This window comes from Aureimonas fodinaquatilis (assembly GCF_008369445.1).
Lineage (GTDB): Bacteria > Pseudomonadota > Alphaproteobacteria > Rhizobiales > Rhizobiaceae > Aureimonas > Aureimonas fodinaquatilis.
In genome coordinates this window covers 234,394-247,796 of sequence record NZ_VTWH01000002.1, presented here as the reverse complement: position 1 = coordinate 247,796, position 13,403 = coordinate 234,394, and the positions used below count along the sequence as shown (strand labels likewise).

Annotated in this window: 16 protein-coding genes; 1 reads left to right on the top strand and 15 read right to left on the bottom strand. The window is 58.0% G+C overall.

Going from position 1 to position 13,403, the window contains the following annotated elements:
* Positions 1 to 106: 106 nt before the first annotated feature.
* The 12 genes from FPY71_RS07255 to FPY71_RS07205 form a co-directional block, all read right to left on the bottom strand.
* The gene (locus FPY71_RS07255; RefSeq protein WP_149299176.1) at positions 107 to 3,670 is read right to left on the bottom strand and encodes a tape measure protein; all 3,564 of its coding nucleotides are present in this window, start codon (positions 3,668 to 3,670) and stop codon (positions 107 to 109) included.
* A gap of 268 nt (positions 3,671 to 3,938) precedes the next feature.
* A complete protein-coding gene (locus tag FPY71_RS18585) occupies positions 3,939 to 4,205 on the bottom strand; it encodes a phage tail assembly chaperone (protein ID WP_425457868.1) in 267 nt (88 codons plus the stop codon).
* Positions 4,206 to 4,234: 29 nt separating this feature from the next.
* Entirely contained in the window at positions 4,235 to 4,672 is a 438-nt protein-coding gene (locus FPY71_RS07245; RefSeq protein WP_149299172.1) for a hypothetical protein, read from the bottom strand.
* Positions 4,672 to 4,950 carry a hypothetical protein gene (locus tag FPY71_RS07240; RefSeq protein WP_149299170.1) on the bottom strand — a complete coding sequence of 93 codons (279 nt, stop codon included), beginning with the start codon at positions 4,948 to 4,950 and terminating at the stop codon, positions 4,672 to 4,674. The genes FPY71_RS07245 and FPY71_RS07240 overlap by 1 nt, the downstream gene beginning before the upstream one ends.
* Before the next feature lie 11 nt (positions 4,951 to 4,961).
* On the bottom strand, positions 4,962 to 5,456 hold the full coding sequence (locus FPY71_RS07235) for a hypothetical protein (RefSeq protein ID WP_149299168.1): 495 nt from the start codon (positions 5,454 to 5,456) through the stop codon (positions 4,962 to 4,964).
* Between the two features lie 12 nt (positions 5,457 to 5,468).
* A complete protein-coding gene (locus FPY71_RS07230; RefSeq protein WP_188052256.1) occupies positions 5,469 to 5,918 on the bottom strand; it encodes a phage tail terminator-like protein in 450 nt (149 codons plus the stop codon).
* Position 5,919: 1 nt separating this feature from the next.
* The gene (locus FPY71_RS18460) at positions 5,920 to 6,324 is read right to left on the bottom strand and encodes an HK97 gp10 family phage protein (protein WP_188052255.1); all 405 of its coding nucleotides are present in this window, start codon (positions 6,322 to 6,324) and stop codon (positions 5,920 to 5,922) included.
* A complete protein-coding gene (locus tag FPY71_RS07225; RefSeq protein ID WP_149299164.1) occupies positions 6,324 to 6,695 on the bottom strand; it encodes a hypothetical protein in 372 nt (123 codons plus the stop codon). Before FPY71_RS07225 ends, FPY71_RS18460 begins: the two co-directional genes overlap by 1 nt.
* Entirely contained in the window at positions 6,692 to 7,126 is a 435-nt protein-coding gene (locus FPY71_RS07220; RefSeq protein WP_149299162.1) for a DnaT-like ssDNA-binding protein, read from the bottom strand. Before FPY71_RS07220 ends, FPY71_RS07225 begins: the two co-directional genes overlap by 4 nt.
* Before the next feature lie 48 nt (positions 7,127 to 7,174).
* Positions 7,175 to 7,363 carry a hypothetical protein gene (locus FPY71_RS07215; protein WP_149299160.1) on the bottom strand — a complete coding sequence of 63 codons (189 nt, stop codon included), beginning with the start codon at positions 7,361 to 7,363 and terminating at the stop codon, positions 7,175 to 7,177.
* Positions 7,364 to 7,390: 27 nt separating this feature from the next.
* Complete coding sequence (locus FPY71_RS07210; RefSeq protein WP_149299158.1) at positions 7,391 to 8,407, bottom strand: phage major capsid protein; 1,017 nt, start codon at positions 8,405 to 8,407, stop codon at positions 7,391 to 7,393.
* Positions 8,408 to 8,416: 9 nt separating this feature from the next.
* Complete coding sequence (locus tag FPY71_RS07205) at positions 8,417 to 9,082, bottom strand: hypothetical protein (protein WP_149299156.1); 666 nt, start codon at positions 9,080 to 9,082, stop codon at positions 8,417 to 8,419.
* Between the two features lie 73 nt (positions 9,083 to 9,155).
* On the opposite strand from FPY71_RS07205, the gene FPY71_RS07200 reads away from it, so the two are divergent.
* Positions 9,156 to 9,515, top strand: a complete 360-nt coding sequence (locus FPY71_RS07200; protein WP_149299154.1) for a hypothetical protein — start codon at positions 9,156 to 9,158, stop codon at positions 9,513 to 9,515.
* A 196-nt stretch (positions 9,516 to 9,711) separates the two neighbouring features.
* On the opposite strand, the gene FPY71_RS07195 is transcribed toward FPY71_RS07200, so the two are convergent.
* From FPY71_RS07195 to FPY71_RS07185, 3 genes are read right to left on the bottom strand one after another with little or no spacing between them, the layout of a single operon-like run.
* Positions 9,712 to 10,767 carry a minor capsid protein gene (locus tag FPY71_RS07195; protein WP_149299153.1) on the bottom strand — a complete coding sequence of 352 codons (1,056 nt, stop codon included), beginning with the start codon at positions 10,765 to 10,767 and terminating at the stop codon, positions 9,712 to 9,714.
* Complete coding sequence (locus FPY71_RS07190; protein ID WP_149299151.1) at positions 10,754 to 12,175, bottom strand: DUF4055 domain-containing protein; 1,422 nt, start codon at positions 12,173 to 12,175, stop codon at positions 10,754 to 10,756. Before FPY71_RS07190 ends, FPY71_RS07195 begins: the two co-directional genes overlap by 14 nt.
* Positions 12,176 to 12,182: 7 nt before the next feature.
* Positions 12,183 to 13,388 (bottom strand): terminase large subunit domain-containing protein, encoded by a 1,206-nt coding sequence (locus FPY71_RS07185; RefSeq protein WP_210246255.1) that lies wholly within the window; start codon positions 13,386 to 13,388, stop codon positions 12,183 to 12,185.
* Positions 13,389 to 13,403: the final 15 nt, after the last annotated feature.

Genomic DNA, 13,403 nt, shown 5'->3' with positions numbered 1-13,403 from the left:
TCCTGAGTCCATCTGCGACCGCAAGACTCCATTTCCAATTTTCTCGTTGAACGCTGATCGGATGAACCTCTGCGGCAAGCTTGCCGGCCAATTGTCAACTGCCATTTCATCGCCTCGCAAGAACCTGTCGCGCGCCGAAATTCTGGCGCATCATATTATTAGAGTCAGTTCCACGGGTGCCGATTTTCTGGGCGACCATGCGATCCACCATGATGTCAATAGACGTGGATCCGTCTGCGTTCGTACGTTCCTGTTGCGAAACCTGTGCGCCGGCATTGTTGATGATGTTTATTGACACGCCGCCGCCGCTTGCCGAGACGCCGGCAACAGCGCCGCCGCCGGCATAGCCACGCCTACCTTTGCGCATGGCCTCGACCGTGCCGACACCGCCGGCACGGGCAACGTCGCGCTGGGACCAGACAACCTCGCCCTTGTGGACGACGCCTGCGGGCTCATGCACGCCGCCGGGTCCGGTATAGCCGCCTGATGACCACAAGCCAGCGCCACCGGCTGCTGTTACCGCTGCGGCGCGAGGCGAGAGCCCAAACAAGCTGCTGACTAGGCTGCCTAACCCGCTTCCGCCGCCACCCTGAATGGATTTCAGCAACTGATCGAGGCTGCTACCGAACTTCGGTGCAAATTGGCTGACAGTGCCTTCCATGGTGCTCGTCATGGTCGAGGTACTGAGGTCGAAGTTCTGGCCGAAAGACGATGCGGCTCCGCTGATTTGCTTCGAGCTTTCCGACAGTGTTTCGCTTGCGCGTCGCACATCCAACGCGGCGGCTTTTTCCCACGTCTGCGAAACAGCGTTACCTTGGTTGCCAGAGATCATCTGCAGCTCAAGGCCATTGCTGCCCATACGAGATGCACCTGTGGCCATGCCTACATGACCACCTGTCTGATTGGCGCCAAGGCCGCGTGACTTCACCAATACGTCGCCGCGCAACGCCGACCCAGGGTTGACCTTGCTGCCCCAATTCAGAAACGAGTTGGCGACCAGCGAGCCGGAACCGTCTACGCCGACAGATTCCAGGGAACTGTTAACGAAACCGGCACACCACGCAGTGCGAGCCGCATCAATGTCTACCCCATTTGATTTCATGAAGCTGTTGATGCTTTTGCCGCTGGCGCCGGTTTCCTTGAAACCTAGGAAATTTGTCATGGCACTCACGGCGTCGCCGGAACTCTTTCCCCCACCGCTCTTGCCTCTCCCACCGCCAAACAAGCCGCCCAGAAGCCCCGCGCCACCGTCGCCGCTGACACCTCCAAACAGGGAGTTGAGAAGGCCGTCCTGAAGCTTGTTGATGATCTTGTCGAGTGCGCTGGATACCGAGTCGGCGAACGAGCGCCAAATCCCTTTCCCACTTTCTAGGCCGGACCGCATGTCGGAGAAGAAGCCACCCGTAACTCCACGGGCAAAATCCATCTGCTCCTTCACAAGGCGTGTTTCTTCCTCGATCGCAGCCATCGTGGCGGCATAGCCGCGCAACTGCTGCTCTTGCTGCGCTGTCAGGTTGATGCCGGCGTTGATGGCAGAATTAAAAAGCTCGGTCTCATAACGCAGGCGGGCGGTAGCCTCCTCGGTCATACCAAGAGCATCCCGCTCGATCTGGAGGTCGACAATGCGCTGCTGAGCGCGCCGCGTGATGCCGTCGTAGGCGTCGGAGAGACGCTGCGCCTCCTTGGCGGCTTTCTCTGCAGCCTTCTCCGATTCCGTCTTGCGCTTGCGGCCGCCGCTCTTGCTATTGTCGTTGTTTGCCGAGCGCAATGCGCCGCCGCCCGGTCCCAGACCGTCGCCCGTATCTTCACCCTCAATCGCCCGGCGCGCCGCGGATACCTTTTCGGCCGCGCCCGTCCATGCCGCACCCAGTTCACCGAGGTAATCGCGGGACATATTGGCTTTGGCATTCGCGGACATGGCCGCATCGATCTCTTTCACGGCATCGGTAACTTCGACCTTCGTGCCTCGAATAGATTCGGCGATGGCATGGGGATCATAATCGAGAGTTAAGAACGGATTCCCAAGCTGCATCGTATTGGGCAATATCCGGTTTAACCGGTTGATGCCTTGGCTGAGTTCCTCGATTATGAAATTCGCGGCTTCGACGGCCTTCTGCATCATCAAGGCTAGGTACTCAACAACCGCGTTGTACGCTAGCTGACCAGCTGCGGTGAAACCATGCTCGAAGCCGACTTTTGCAAGCGTGGCTATATTCTCGACGCCGGTTTTGACGACGCCGATCATCCAGTTGATCGTGGTGCGGAGAACAGTCATCCACGTAGTGAAGCCACCCGTAAATAGCGTCGTCGCGGCAGTAATCGCCGTGTCAACATGACCTTCAAGGCCACCGAAGACGGTGCCAAACCACTCACCTAAGGAACGAACCGCGTCGCCGATGGAAGTGAACGCGGCAACGGCGTAATCCCTCAGTGTCACAGTCCCGTCGGCGCTGATTGCGACCTCATCACCGAAAAACATCACCGCCGCCGTGGCCGCAGCAAGTGCTACCGTGGTCGCACCGATGGGATTGGCGCTGATGGCGAGAGAGAACGCCACGGCGGCAGCGGTTGCGGCATTAAGACCTGTGATTATGGTGGCAAATATTGCCGGGGCAAATGCCACCGTGAGAGCAACGCCGGCCACCGCTGCAACCTTCGCAATCGTGTCGATGTTGTCGGCAACCCAGATAAGCTTTTCCGCGAGAAATCCTGAAGCACCAGTCGCTTGGTCCATCTGACCGACGAACGCTGTCAGGTTCGTTTGGATGCGGACAAAAGCATCCGCCACCGTGGCGGGCATTTCTGCCGCACGGGCGCGAAACTCTTCGGTTCGTTTGATGAGAGCGTTCGCGATGACGTCGCCCGTGATCCTACCGGCGGTGGCCATGGCGCGCAAGCCGTTGACAGTCGTGCCGAGTTCATCAGCCAGGGCCTCCGCAACCGCTCCACCGTTTGCCAGCACGGTTTCCAGACCATCGGCCTGGAGCTTGCCAACCGCCATAGCCTTCGAAAGTGCATTTTGAACCGATGCGGCACGCTCGCCGCGCGTAGCGGTCAGCACAAGAGCGTTATTCATGCTTTCAGTGAAGTCAGCAGCGTCTTTGGCCGTGCCTCCCATATCACGCAGTACCGAGACGTTTCGGGAATACGTTTCTACAGTTTGCTGCAGCGGGGAGTATGATGCGTTTGCGATGTCAACGAGCCGCTGCATCATCGCCGGTGCGGCTTCCATGTCGCGGGTCGCGGCGCCGACTTGGGACTGCATGTCCGACCACGCGTCGGCGTACCGTACAAGCGCACCCGTGGCGAGTGCCCCAACAATGGCCCCAAGCACACGACCGACATTGGCGGCAGCCCTTTCCCATCCAGCATAAGCCACTGCGGCTTTGTTGGCGGATCGAGCAGCATTGTCATTAGCGGCGGCGGCAGCGCGCCCGGCGCTACTCGACTCCTTGCCCATCTTCGTCACGGCACGTTCGGCGGCACCTGCCGAGCCGGTAAATTTTCCTAGGGATGTCGTCGCGCTATCGACCTGCTTGCTTTCGACGGCTATGCCAAGAGTAGCAATATCGACCATGAGAAGGATCCCCGGATGAAAATGATGCTGACGGTCGTGTTGTTGGCGGTGCCAACGACGGCTCTCGCCCAAGGGCAAACAGTTCAGAAGCAAGCAGAACGATGCTGGGCTCCCCCGCGGACGAGTGCTGATGTCGAGATCACTGTCCGCCTAGCGGCGGACGGTCAGATCATCGATTTCGGCAATGCATCCGGAGACACGGGAAACCCCGCATGGCGAGCCAGCGTGGAAGCAGCAGTGAGAGCCGTCCGACGATGCGCTCCGTACTCGGTCCCACAAGGGGATTACCAAGTCTCTTTCGACGCTGGGACAGGATCGCCTCCCGGTGATATGGACCCGTTCAAGATACTTGAGTGAAATCCTAAGCGAACAGAGCATCGAATAGCTCCGGGGTCATATCTCGATTCTTGGCTTGCGGGCGCTGATCCTCTGGCAAGGCTGCAAATGCAAGATATTCCCGATCCATGCAGCGGATGGCAACACGGAAGCACTCTGCGTCATCATCGCCCATGCCGAAAGACCACCGTTCTATGGACGCGGCGGGAATCGGCCCAGTTGTCATTCCAATCTGGCGATCCGTTCCCAACTCCCAGAAAGCGTGAAGCCATTCGAGAGTCCCCGGGAACAAATCGCCAGGGAGGACAAGGTCGTCGCCCTTCAGCGCCCTTTTGACGACTTCGGCAAGCCGTTTCCCACCTCTGCAGCATCCGCCACGCGGGCGCGGTCGACAAAACTTGCCGCCCAGACAACCGCATCGGCGAACGGGCTGAAGTCAGGATTGGTCAGCAGTAAAGCAGCCCGCTCGGCGTCGTAAGGCACCGTCTTGCCGCCTTCCGTGATGCCGTCCCAATCAAGCAAAATGACATCGGCAAGAGCCTCACCGAATATCCGACGCGCGGCGTCCGACTTTAGCGTTCCATCACGCTCACGCTGATTGCGCGGAACGGCGCGCTCTTTACGGGCACGCGTTGCAGCAAAGGCCGTACTTTCGAGGCCGCGAACACGCAACCGCGCTTCGCCAAACCCTGGTATGTCGCCGACCCACTCGCCAGCTTCAACCTTGGCGCTATCGCGCTGTAGGCTTGAGAGATCCATCATGCTTTCCCTAGTTGTTTCGCAAAATGCGGATAGCGTTGCATTAGCGCGACCGCCCGCTCCTGGCTGAAAGTGACTTTCTCGCCATCGACGTAAAGCGTAGTCCAGCCGGATATGTTCTTGGCGATGGTACGCAGCTTGTGCTGGCCTTCAGTCTCGCCTTTCTCGCGCTCAACCTTTTCGGTTTGAGTCTTGAAGGTTACTGTGACGCCAATGGGCACACCGTAGGAGGTCGTAAGTTCGACCTCCTTGGCCGGTTTCGACTTGTTGTCTTCCATAGCGATGGGCCTCACGTAGCGGACGGCGGAACCGTCACGATGTTTGTGTTGACTTCGACGGTTGCGGAGAGCATCCGAACCGTGTTCGCAGATCCACCCTGCTCCGCAGCACCCATGACGATGCCGGCGAAGTAGCGCATGCCGTTCGTTGGGCTGGCGCCCGTGGCCGGGGCATCGTTCATCTCAATGCGGAAAGCGTAGTTGTCGCTCGACGCTTCGGCCGCGATTAGGGCCAACTGGCCGGCATTGGTCGGGATTACCGCGAAGGTATTTTCCATGGAACCGGCGTTGCGCGTGCCTTTGAGCTTCGCGTCGCGGCCCTCGTTGATGAGCTGCGTGGTTATGAGTTCTGCCGTATCACCGACCGACCCCATTGTTTCCCAGCCGCCAATCTCGACGAAGGTCAGTGCCGTGAAGTCAGCGGCGACGACATCGCCTTCAGGAAGAGTAAACGCCGTGGTGCTGATGTAGAACTTGCAGCCGGCAACGGGGTATTTCTGTGCCATAGTTTTTCTCCGTTAGATCAAGGTCTCGTAAAACACCGAAACCGGAATGCTCATGCTCGCCGCATCGATGATAGGCGGTGCGAGTGATGGGGCCGCTGTGATGCGAACCGTGACAACGCCAGCAGTCAGCAACGTGTCCATGCCGAAATGATCGGCTACTTCGCCTGCCAGGCGCAATGCGGACGATATGCCCCGGCCAACCACATCAACGACGTCGATCTGATAAATTCCGAGACGACGATGCGTCGGGTCCTGGATGAGCAGGCGTTCATTGCGGTTTGGCAAAAACGAGGTGCGTAGATAACTGGCTGAAACCTCGATGGGGTTCCAAGTCTCGTCATAACCCTCCTCGACGGGAGGCGTGAAGGCATAGCCCTGCCGGGCTACGCGTATTAATTTTGGCTCGGCATAGGAGCGAAGATGCCTCTCGAGCGCGGTGTGGATGTTCAAGTCTAAAGCCATCTCACCCACCATTAATACTGCGGGCAACTGCTTCAACGATGGGCCGGAACCGCTGAGCCGTGAGCCGAACCATCCCACCAGGAGCCTGCTGAGAGTATCCATATTCAAGGCGCTGGGCGTACGGCAGGTTATTGACCAAGTAGATGATCTGCCCAGCCTCTAAGCCGAGCGTCGCAGCCTGCACCCTACCAATACTGGCCGTTCCGTCCTTGTCGTCAATCTGGATCGTGCCGCTAGGGATATTCCCTATGGCTACCTGCCAATTTCCCCGGAATCTCCCGGTATCAACCGGTGACATCAATATGACGGCAGAAAAAACATCTAGGGAAATCTTGCGGACTGCGATCTCAACCTTAGTTCGGGTGTTGTCGGACCATTGAGCAACCTGATCAGCAAACCCGACCATCAGCGTCGCCCCACAATGTCGTGCAGAACTGGCATTCCGGATGGAGAAAGCGTGTTGACGCGAACAATGTTGAACACGCCATTTGCCGTAACAACGCTGTTGACTGTGGAGGGCGTCACGGTGAGACCGACAACCGACACTAGGATTTGCACGTCTCCAGACTTTATCAGCGTTCCAGCGACGTCATATCCGGTGCTTTGCAAATCGATCGGTAGCACGACTAGACTACAAGCGTGATCGGTTACCGAGGCTGGGAAATCGTCCCAGTCAGAGCGTTCCTCCAGCACTCGGATCGCGCCCACCTGCCCAAACTCGCGAATGAGTTCATCGGCATCCTGCTGCGATTGTGAATAGTCGAAGATCTGGCTCACGACCGTACTACCCGAAAATTACCGCCACCCATCCCGCCAACAAGACCAGCAAGAAGATAGCCAACCATCGGCACAGACGGACGAGCACCCTTGCCGTCAGCGTATTCAATGTCAGTCTTCAATGGCCCGACAGCCTTGCTTTGGCGTTTGATGACGCCGCTCGGATTCACGTCTGGCGCCAAGGACCCTGGAGCCTGCAACTCACGTCGCGCAGCTTCCACTATGGCAAACTTGACGTTCTCAGGCGCCTCCGCGTTCTCCCAATCCGCCATCCATCGGCCATTGTAGGTCGCAGCAACGAACGTTTGTGCGCGAAGGATTGCAGCTGCCTTGTCCTCACTAGCTGCGGCTTCCCAGTCCGTCCAGCGGCGCGGGGAAGCGTAGGCGTCCGCCTCTTCGACGGTGGCGGCAGGATCAGTGAAAGAAAGCATTACGGCCTCCGATGGGATAGAAGCGGGGCCGGAACCCCGCTTCGTTAATCAGTTCGAAGCGCTTGCGAGCCCACGGGAGGGCTGCGCTTTGGCACCACCACCATTCTTGCGAGCCTCATTCTTCGTTGGCTCAGGGGTGTTGGCATCCTCGGCAGGCTTGGCAGCCTCTCCGCTCATCGCCTCGTCCCAAGTCTTCTTGGCGACGTAGTTGTCGCGGTTCGGGGAATGATTAGCCATTGTATTAGTCTCCAATTACGTGAAGGGTTAAGCGGCGGCAGCGAGGAAGGCGATGGGCACCTTCTTGCGCTCGACACCCTCGGCCAGTTCCCAATTCACCGGATTGGTTAGGTCAGTCCAGCCAGCAGAGCGCGGGCGACCTTCCGTGCCGTTTCCGGTGATGCTGTCGGACGTGAAGTCGAAGCCGATCGGGTGAACAATCATGTTCCGACGGGTCCACAGCGTTTCAGCACCGCCACCATTGCCGCGCGCAGCCTCACGCTCATACTCAAGCGGAACAGCCGGAAGAGCAGATCCGTAGCCGAATGCACCCGTACCCAGCGCGCCAATAACGCGACGAGCCGTCGGACCAGTGCCGATCACCATGGCCTGGTCGTTCACGATCACAGGCAGGCCATTGATCGTGCGCTCCAGGAGGTTCGTCTCGCGATTGCGGCGAACCTCGGTCAGATCGGCTTTGGCAAACGTAGCGAAATCTGCAGAGTGCATGACGTAGCCAGCGATGGCGCCGAAGTTGTCGCCCATCGTCATCGTTGCGTCGATGATGCCTTCGAGCCCGACAGCGCCTGTTGCTACGAAGCCCAGATCGTCTGCCTCGGACGCAAGAAAAATACCGCGCATTGTGGCGACGAGACGCCGCTCAGCCTGCTCACGCCAGAACTGGTCAAGGCGGGAGGCTACACGCGCAAGCGGATCGCGGCCACGAATTTCATTGACCAGCGACATGGTCCCGAAGCCCTCGTTCAGATAGGCATTGCGGCCACGCAGGTAGCCGGTGCCGATCGAACGGGGAACGGCCACATCTTCATAAACGTCGTTCGAATAGTTCGGCTCGATCGAGCTATCGATGCCGAGCCAGTAGGGCATCTCGACAATACCCGTGCCGGAGGCGGCAGCCTCGGCAAGAAGCGGGTTCGACGTCAAAATCCCCGACTCGAAGAACGGCGTTACCGTTACAGGGTCGGCGTCCATGTAGGACTGGAGCACTTCATAGGTTGTGACGCGGTCACGGGCGAACAGGTCGCCAAGAGTGGTGTACGGCATATCCGTTCCTTAAAGGCTGGCTTCACGCAATTTGCGGAAGGCTGCGGGGTCTTCACGAGCGAGCTTCAGACGCTCCTCGTCGTTGAGATCTGAGAGTTTCTTTCCTGCGGCCCCGCCGCTCCCACCGTTGGCCCCACCACCGTTGGATTGATTGCCGTCCACGAGGAACGGGTACTGCGTCTTCAAGTGCTCAAGCACCTTGGCTTTATCCTGCTGGATGCCGCCGATTTTGAACTGAACACCCTGATCTGTGAACTCCGCGAAGGCCAGCGCCTCTTTCTTCAGGAGAGCGGCGCGCGCAGTGTCGCGAGTGAGCTCGGAGGCCAGCGATGCCGCTGCAGCCTCACGATCGCGATCCTGGATGGTCTGCCGGAAGGTGCGGTTGTCGTTTCGCTCTTTCTCCAAATCAGTCTGCGACTTCTCGTAGAGCGTTTTGAACTCACCGGCCTCACGCTGCCGGGCCTGCTCGGCTTCCTCGTGCTGACGCTCGAGAGCCTGGCGCTTTTCGCGCTCGCTCTTCGTCTCGGCGAGGAGTTCGGCGTTCTTTCGCTTCAGCCCCTCGGTGTCTTCTACGCCCTCAACATCAAGGCGGAACTTGCCGTCCTTTTCCGAGTATAGGGCACGCGTGGTGTCATCCAGCCCGTCGAGGCTGTCTAATACGAGTTTCAGTGGCATGATTTCCTATCCCTGATAGGTTGGTGCGGCCCTGCCGCATGAAAAAGCCGCCCGGAAGCGGCTGGAGGTATAGATGTTCCGAATTCTTAGTTTGATACTGCTGACCAATCTGTATCTTATTGGTCCCTCACCTGCACAACCAGGATTTGCAATCGATGTTCAGTGGTATAAAGAAAACAAGGAAACGAATGAGGCAAAAATTTTTATATCGGGAATACATGAAGGTATTTCTTGGTCGAGAGCAGTTACGTTACACATCGGCGGAAGGCCCACATATTGTATTGCAGGAAACAAAATCATAACTGGAAGGGACGCAATTTCGCTACTGGATGGATATATTGTTAGGAATGAACCAAAACACTCTGATCCAATTGCTATGATTATGATATTCGCAATGCAAGAAAGCTTCCCTTGCAACAATACAGAAAATTAAAAAACAACTCGCTGGCAGTGAAAGCATAGGATTTGCTTCGTTCCGCCCTGCACTTTGCCGTCTACCAGCATTCGGCCGATCTTCACCTCGATCGAAGTTGACGAGCCGCAGGTACACACCAGCATCTCCGGCTCGCCCTTTTTGCGCGCCCGAAAGGGTTTTGGCTTCTCGCCGCCCTCGATGACCTTGAACCTGGCTATAGTCCTGCTCTCACAAATGCCGCAGCGTCACGCTGCCTAAGATCATCAAGAGTATACTCGGCACCGGTCTTGTCAACAAAACGATCGATGGGCATGTTGCCCCGCCGGAAGAGGCGTGCCTTGGTCACTCCGAGAACTTCCTCCTGTGTTTCGACCGACTGCTTTCGCAGCCATTCGTTGTAGGTCAGGTCTGCTGGCGCCTGACCGTTCATGCTCGCTCGCGTTCCCGCAGGCAGATCATCGACGTCGAAGCCCATCTCTCTCCAGGACTTCGTCACGGGCGCTGTCGTCGATCTGCACCCGAAGTGCGCCGGCGGTCTCGGCCCGTTGTCGACTGGGTAAACCTTTCCATCCCGGGAGGCACAGATCGTTGTGGTTCTGCTGTCCAGCGTTGCCACCCAGCGCACGCCTTTAATAATATCGGCGTTCGCTTTGTAAGTTTCCTCACGCGCCACGTTTGCCGTGTGGTTGACTGCCGTGCGGACGACGCTTTCCATCTCCCTGCGATTGCGCTGAAGAATGCCGTCCTCGTAGTTCCGAGCCTTCGTCCCGCGGATGTCGCGAACGATCTGGTCTGTCGTCCGTCCCTCGACCATGCCCATACGGATCGTGTCGCGAACACGCTTGAAAGCGCTGTCCTGAAGATCCTTGCCCCATTCCCTTAGCAGGCGCCCCTGGAATGGCCTCGCCTTTGTGGCCGCCACAACCTGAGACGCGCTAGGTCGAACTGTTTCAAACGTATCAGGAAGAGCCTGCCGGAGCAGGTTGTTCTGGAAACCCGTCTCGTAAGCTCCAAAGCTAGATAGCTCCGAAGTGAGCCCCTCGATTGCTACACCATATGCGCCAGCAACGATGGTCCGTATAGCGTCCAGCAGTTTGTTACTCCGCTCGACGCTCAGTTCCGATAGCATCTGGGTCGCAAGCCGATCAACGATGCGCTTGTCAGCCCGGTTTAGGAGGGCAATGACCTTGCGAACCGTCGCTGTCGAATAGCGCTGCGTCCAGATCTGGTGTGCTATGATCCGATCAAGGATCTCGTCATTCAGCGCCATCTGCCATCATCCCCAGCGCCGGGCCCTGCCCCTCTACGTCCTGGTCGATCTCCTCATCGCTCCGAAGAGCGTCAATATGGTCGGCTTTGCGAAGCGAGGCACGATAGTCTTTTTTCGCGATAAGACCGCGATCCAGCTCTTGGAGCATGACTGTGCGGGTCTGCGGATCCAGAGCCTCGTCGAAAAATTCCTGATTGAGCGTAAAGAGTACGGCCGTGGGATCGCCGCCCATGAACTCAGCCGCCCATTCTAATGCTTGCTCCAGACCCTCCGACGCGTTTCCGACAAGATTAGATAACACCGACGATTCCGCTGATGCATCGATGCGCGCCGCCTCAGCCGTCTGGGCCTGACCGCCCTTCGTGATGATTTGCGCGCCCAACTCGGCCATCTCAGCACGGAGGTCTTCAAGAGCTTTCGAAAGGCTAGTGCTTTCTGGTGCCGATGCAGTGTGAAACGACCCGCCGGAACCAAGAAAAATTCCTACCGGCGCTCCGACCTGAACACCTTTTGGATTTGCTGAAGCCCAGTCCTCGACCGAAAGGTCGGACGCGATGCCCAGTGTAAGCTGGCCGTGGGTGTATAGGTTCTCCCGGTGGTCCGCGCTAGTCTGCCAGTAGGCAACGGCGTGGTTGCAAAGGTGTGTCAGTGGGGCGCGATCAACATCAGCCCGGTTGTTCTCCGACCCGATGACGACAAACGGAATTTCCGTCCACCTTTGCCCGGCTGCATTGCGAGGTTCGATATCCTCGCCGATCTGCTCTTCCTTGCTGTTGAAGAGACGCTGCACATAGTGGCCATCTTCCAACTTCAGGACACGATAAACTTCCTCGGTCTCGACAGCATATCCATCGTCTTCGGTCTGCTGCAGCTCCTTGAGCACGACGAGCGTGAGAACGAGCCGGCCACCGACCTTTGCCACCCGCCAATTGATAATGCTCTCAGTGTCGTAAAGCGCTAGCGTAGCCCGAAGATTCCGACGACGCACCTGCTCTTCCGACAATCCTTCTTCCGCAGCGGGATAATCCACCAGTATGCCGATGCGTCCCACTTCCAACTGCTCGCCGACGACGTGCTTTGCCAGCTGCTCTAGGGACACCCCGGCCCCGTCGGCATCCTCCGCCAGATATTCTATCTGCGGAACAAGCTCCTGCTTCTCGGGACCCTTGCGGAAAACGGCGCCGATTAGGCTGTTTTTCGTGCGCTCCGGTGACGCATACCAAAGTGCGCGTTCGAGATAGCGATCGTAGCGAGCACGGTTCTCATCGCTTGCGTCCGCCGCATTAGGCCGCGGAAGGTAAAGCTCGCCGCCAGCCTTTATTGCTTCTTGCCCTGCAACCGCATCGCGGTTCCTGCGCCAGGTATCCCTAGCGGCGTCGTACTGCGGGTGTGTAGAATTGACTGGCATCGCGCCCTCAGTATGTGAACCTGACCGGCACGGCGGCGATCGGCTTGCGGATCGGCATCTCGTAATGGACAAAGTATCCGAGTGCGTCGTTCATGTGATCGTAGCCGCTCGACTTATCCGGCTCCCCGTTCTTGTCAAATGCCTGCTGCTCGAGACCTGCTGCGATAGTCGGGCACCGCTTGGCGTTAACTCTTAATTCAGCCCGCTCGAACGCACCGTTCAATGCCAGGATGCGATCTTTGACCGGCGGGTTCTTGGCAGGGGCTCGAACCGAAATTCCGGCCTTCTGTAACAAAGCAATGTCCGAAACGCTGGCGTTGACCGTCTTCCGGCTCCCGCCCGAGGCATCGGGGTAGAGATATAGCTTATGACCGCCATAACGGCTTGCCAGCGTCGATATGAGCGCTGGCGTATCAAGAATGCCAACCACTTCATCAACGGCGTGCCAGCCATCAGGACGGCGGACGATTACGGCACTCGACATGGCGCCAACGTTGAAATCCTGTCCGATGAAAAGCGGTTCGTATTCACGGATTGTCTCGTCGCTATTGCAACGCGTCCGGTCGAAGCTGCTGTAGACCGAGCCAGACGTCAGATTAACGAACCGTCCCTCGATGTAAGCGTCGATCAACTGTGGCGGATAATCGTTGCGGATATTATCGACGTAGTCCGCCGGCAAGTGCTTGTTCGAATAGGTCGGGGCCTGAATAATCCGATAGCCTGGTTGAGCTTGCTCCACCCATCTCCAGTGAACGAACCGAAACCCTTCCGGAGTGGTCGCCACCCCGATCGTGTTCGGAGACCCGTCCGGCTTCTTCTGTCGATTTCGCGACATGACCCGGCGCCAAACATCCGCCGCCTTGTCCTTAGGAAGCGTGTCGAGTTCGTCGACGATACTGTCTGCCACCTCGTAGGCGACGATCCTTTCCGGCGTATCCATCGTGCGGAGGATGATCTTGCCCCACGCCCCGCCAGGACCAATTATCACGTCCGCGTCCGTCTTATTGATCGTAAACGGGATACTCAGTTCCGAGAGGGCCTCAGCAAAACGCGGGAAGGCCATATCCGCGACCAACCTATAGGTTGGCAGGTAGTAGGCGACATTCTGCTTCGGGTAGCAGAGTTTCTTTGCAATGGCCCGCATGATGGCTGCGTGGCTTTTCCCCGCCCCGAAGCCAGCGACCATGGCAGGGAACTGCTCCGGCGCAGACACGAAGTCATGCTGCGG

Excerpts from the sequence above, each read along its gene's own strand:
- FPY71_RS07230 (WP_188052256.1), bottom strand. The coding sequence starts at position 5,918 with ATGGCTTTAGACTTGAACATCCACACCGCGCTCGAGAGGCATCTTCGC.
- FPY71_RS07215 (WP_149299160.1), bottom strand. The coding sequence starts at position 7,363 with ATGGCTAATCATTCCCCGAACCGCGACAACTACGTCGCCAAGAAGACT.
- FPY71_RS07245 (WP_149299172.1), bottom strand. The coding sequence starts at position 4,672 with ATGGATCTCTCAAGCCTACAGCGCGATAGCGCCAAGGTTGAAGCTGGC.
- FPY71_RS07190 (WP_149299151.1), bottom strand. The coding sequence starts at position 12,175 with ATGCCAGTCAATTCTACACACCCGCAGTACGACGCCGCTAGGGATACC.
- FPY71_RS07205 (WP_149299156.1), bottom strand. The coding sequence starts at position 9,082 with ATGCCACTGAAACTCGTATTAGACAGCCTCGACGGGCTGGATGACACC.
- FPY71_RS07195 (WP_149299153.1), bottom strand. The coding sequence starts at position 10,767 with ATGGCGCTGAATGACGAGATCCTTGATCGGATCATAGCACACCAGATC.
- FPY71_RS07210 (WP_149299158.1), bottom strand. The coding sequence starts at position 8,407 with ATGCCGTACACCACTCTTGGCGACCTGTTCGCCCGTGACCGCGTCACA.
- FPY71_RS07240 (WP_149299170.1), bottom strand. The coding sequence starts at position 4,950 with ATGGAAGACAACAAGTCGAAACCGGCCAAGGAGGTCGAACTTACGACC.
- FPY71_RS07200 (WP_149299154.1), top strand. The coding sequence starts at position 9,156 with ATGTTCCGAATTCTTAGTTTGATACTGCTGACCAATCTGTATCTTATT.
- FPY71_RS07235 (WP_149299168.1), bottom strand. The coding sequence starts at position 5,456 with ATGGCACAGAAATACCCCGTTGCCGGCTGCAAGTTCTACATCAGCACC.
- FPY71_RS07220 (WP_149299162.1), bottom strand. The coding sequence starts at position 7,126 with ATGCTTTCTTTCACTGATCCTGCCGCCACCGTCGAAGAGGCGGACGCC.
- FPY71_RS18460 (WP_188052255.1), bottom strand. The coding sequence starts at position 6,324 with ATGGTCGGGTTTGCTGATCAGGTTGCTCAATGGTCCGACAACACCCGA.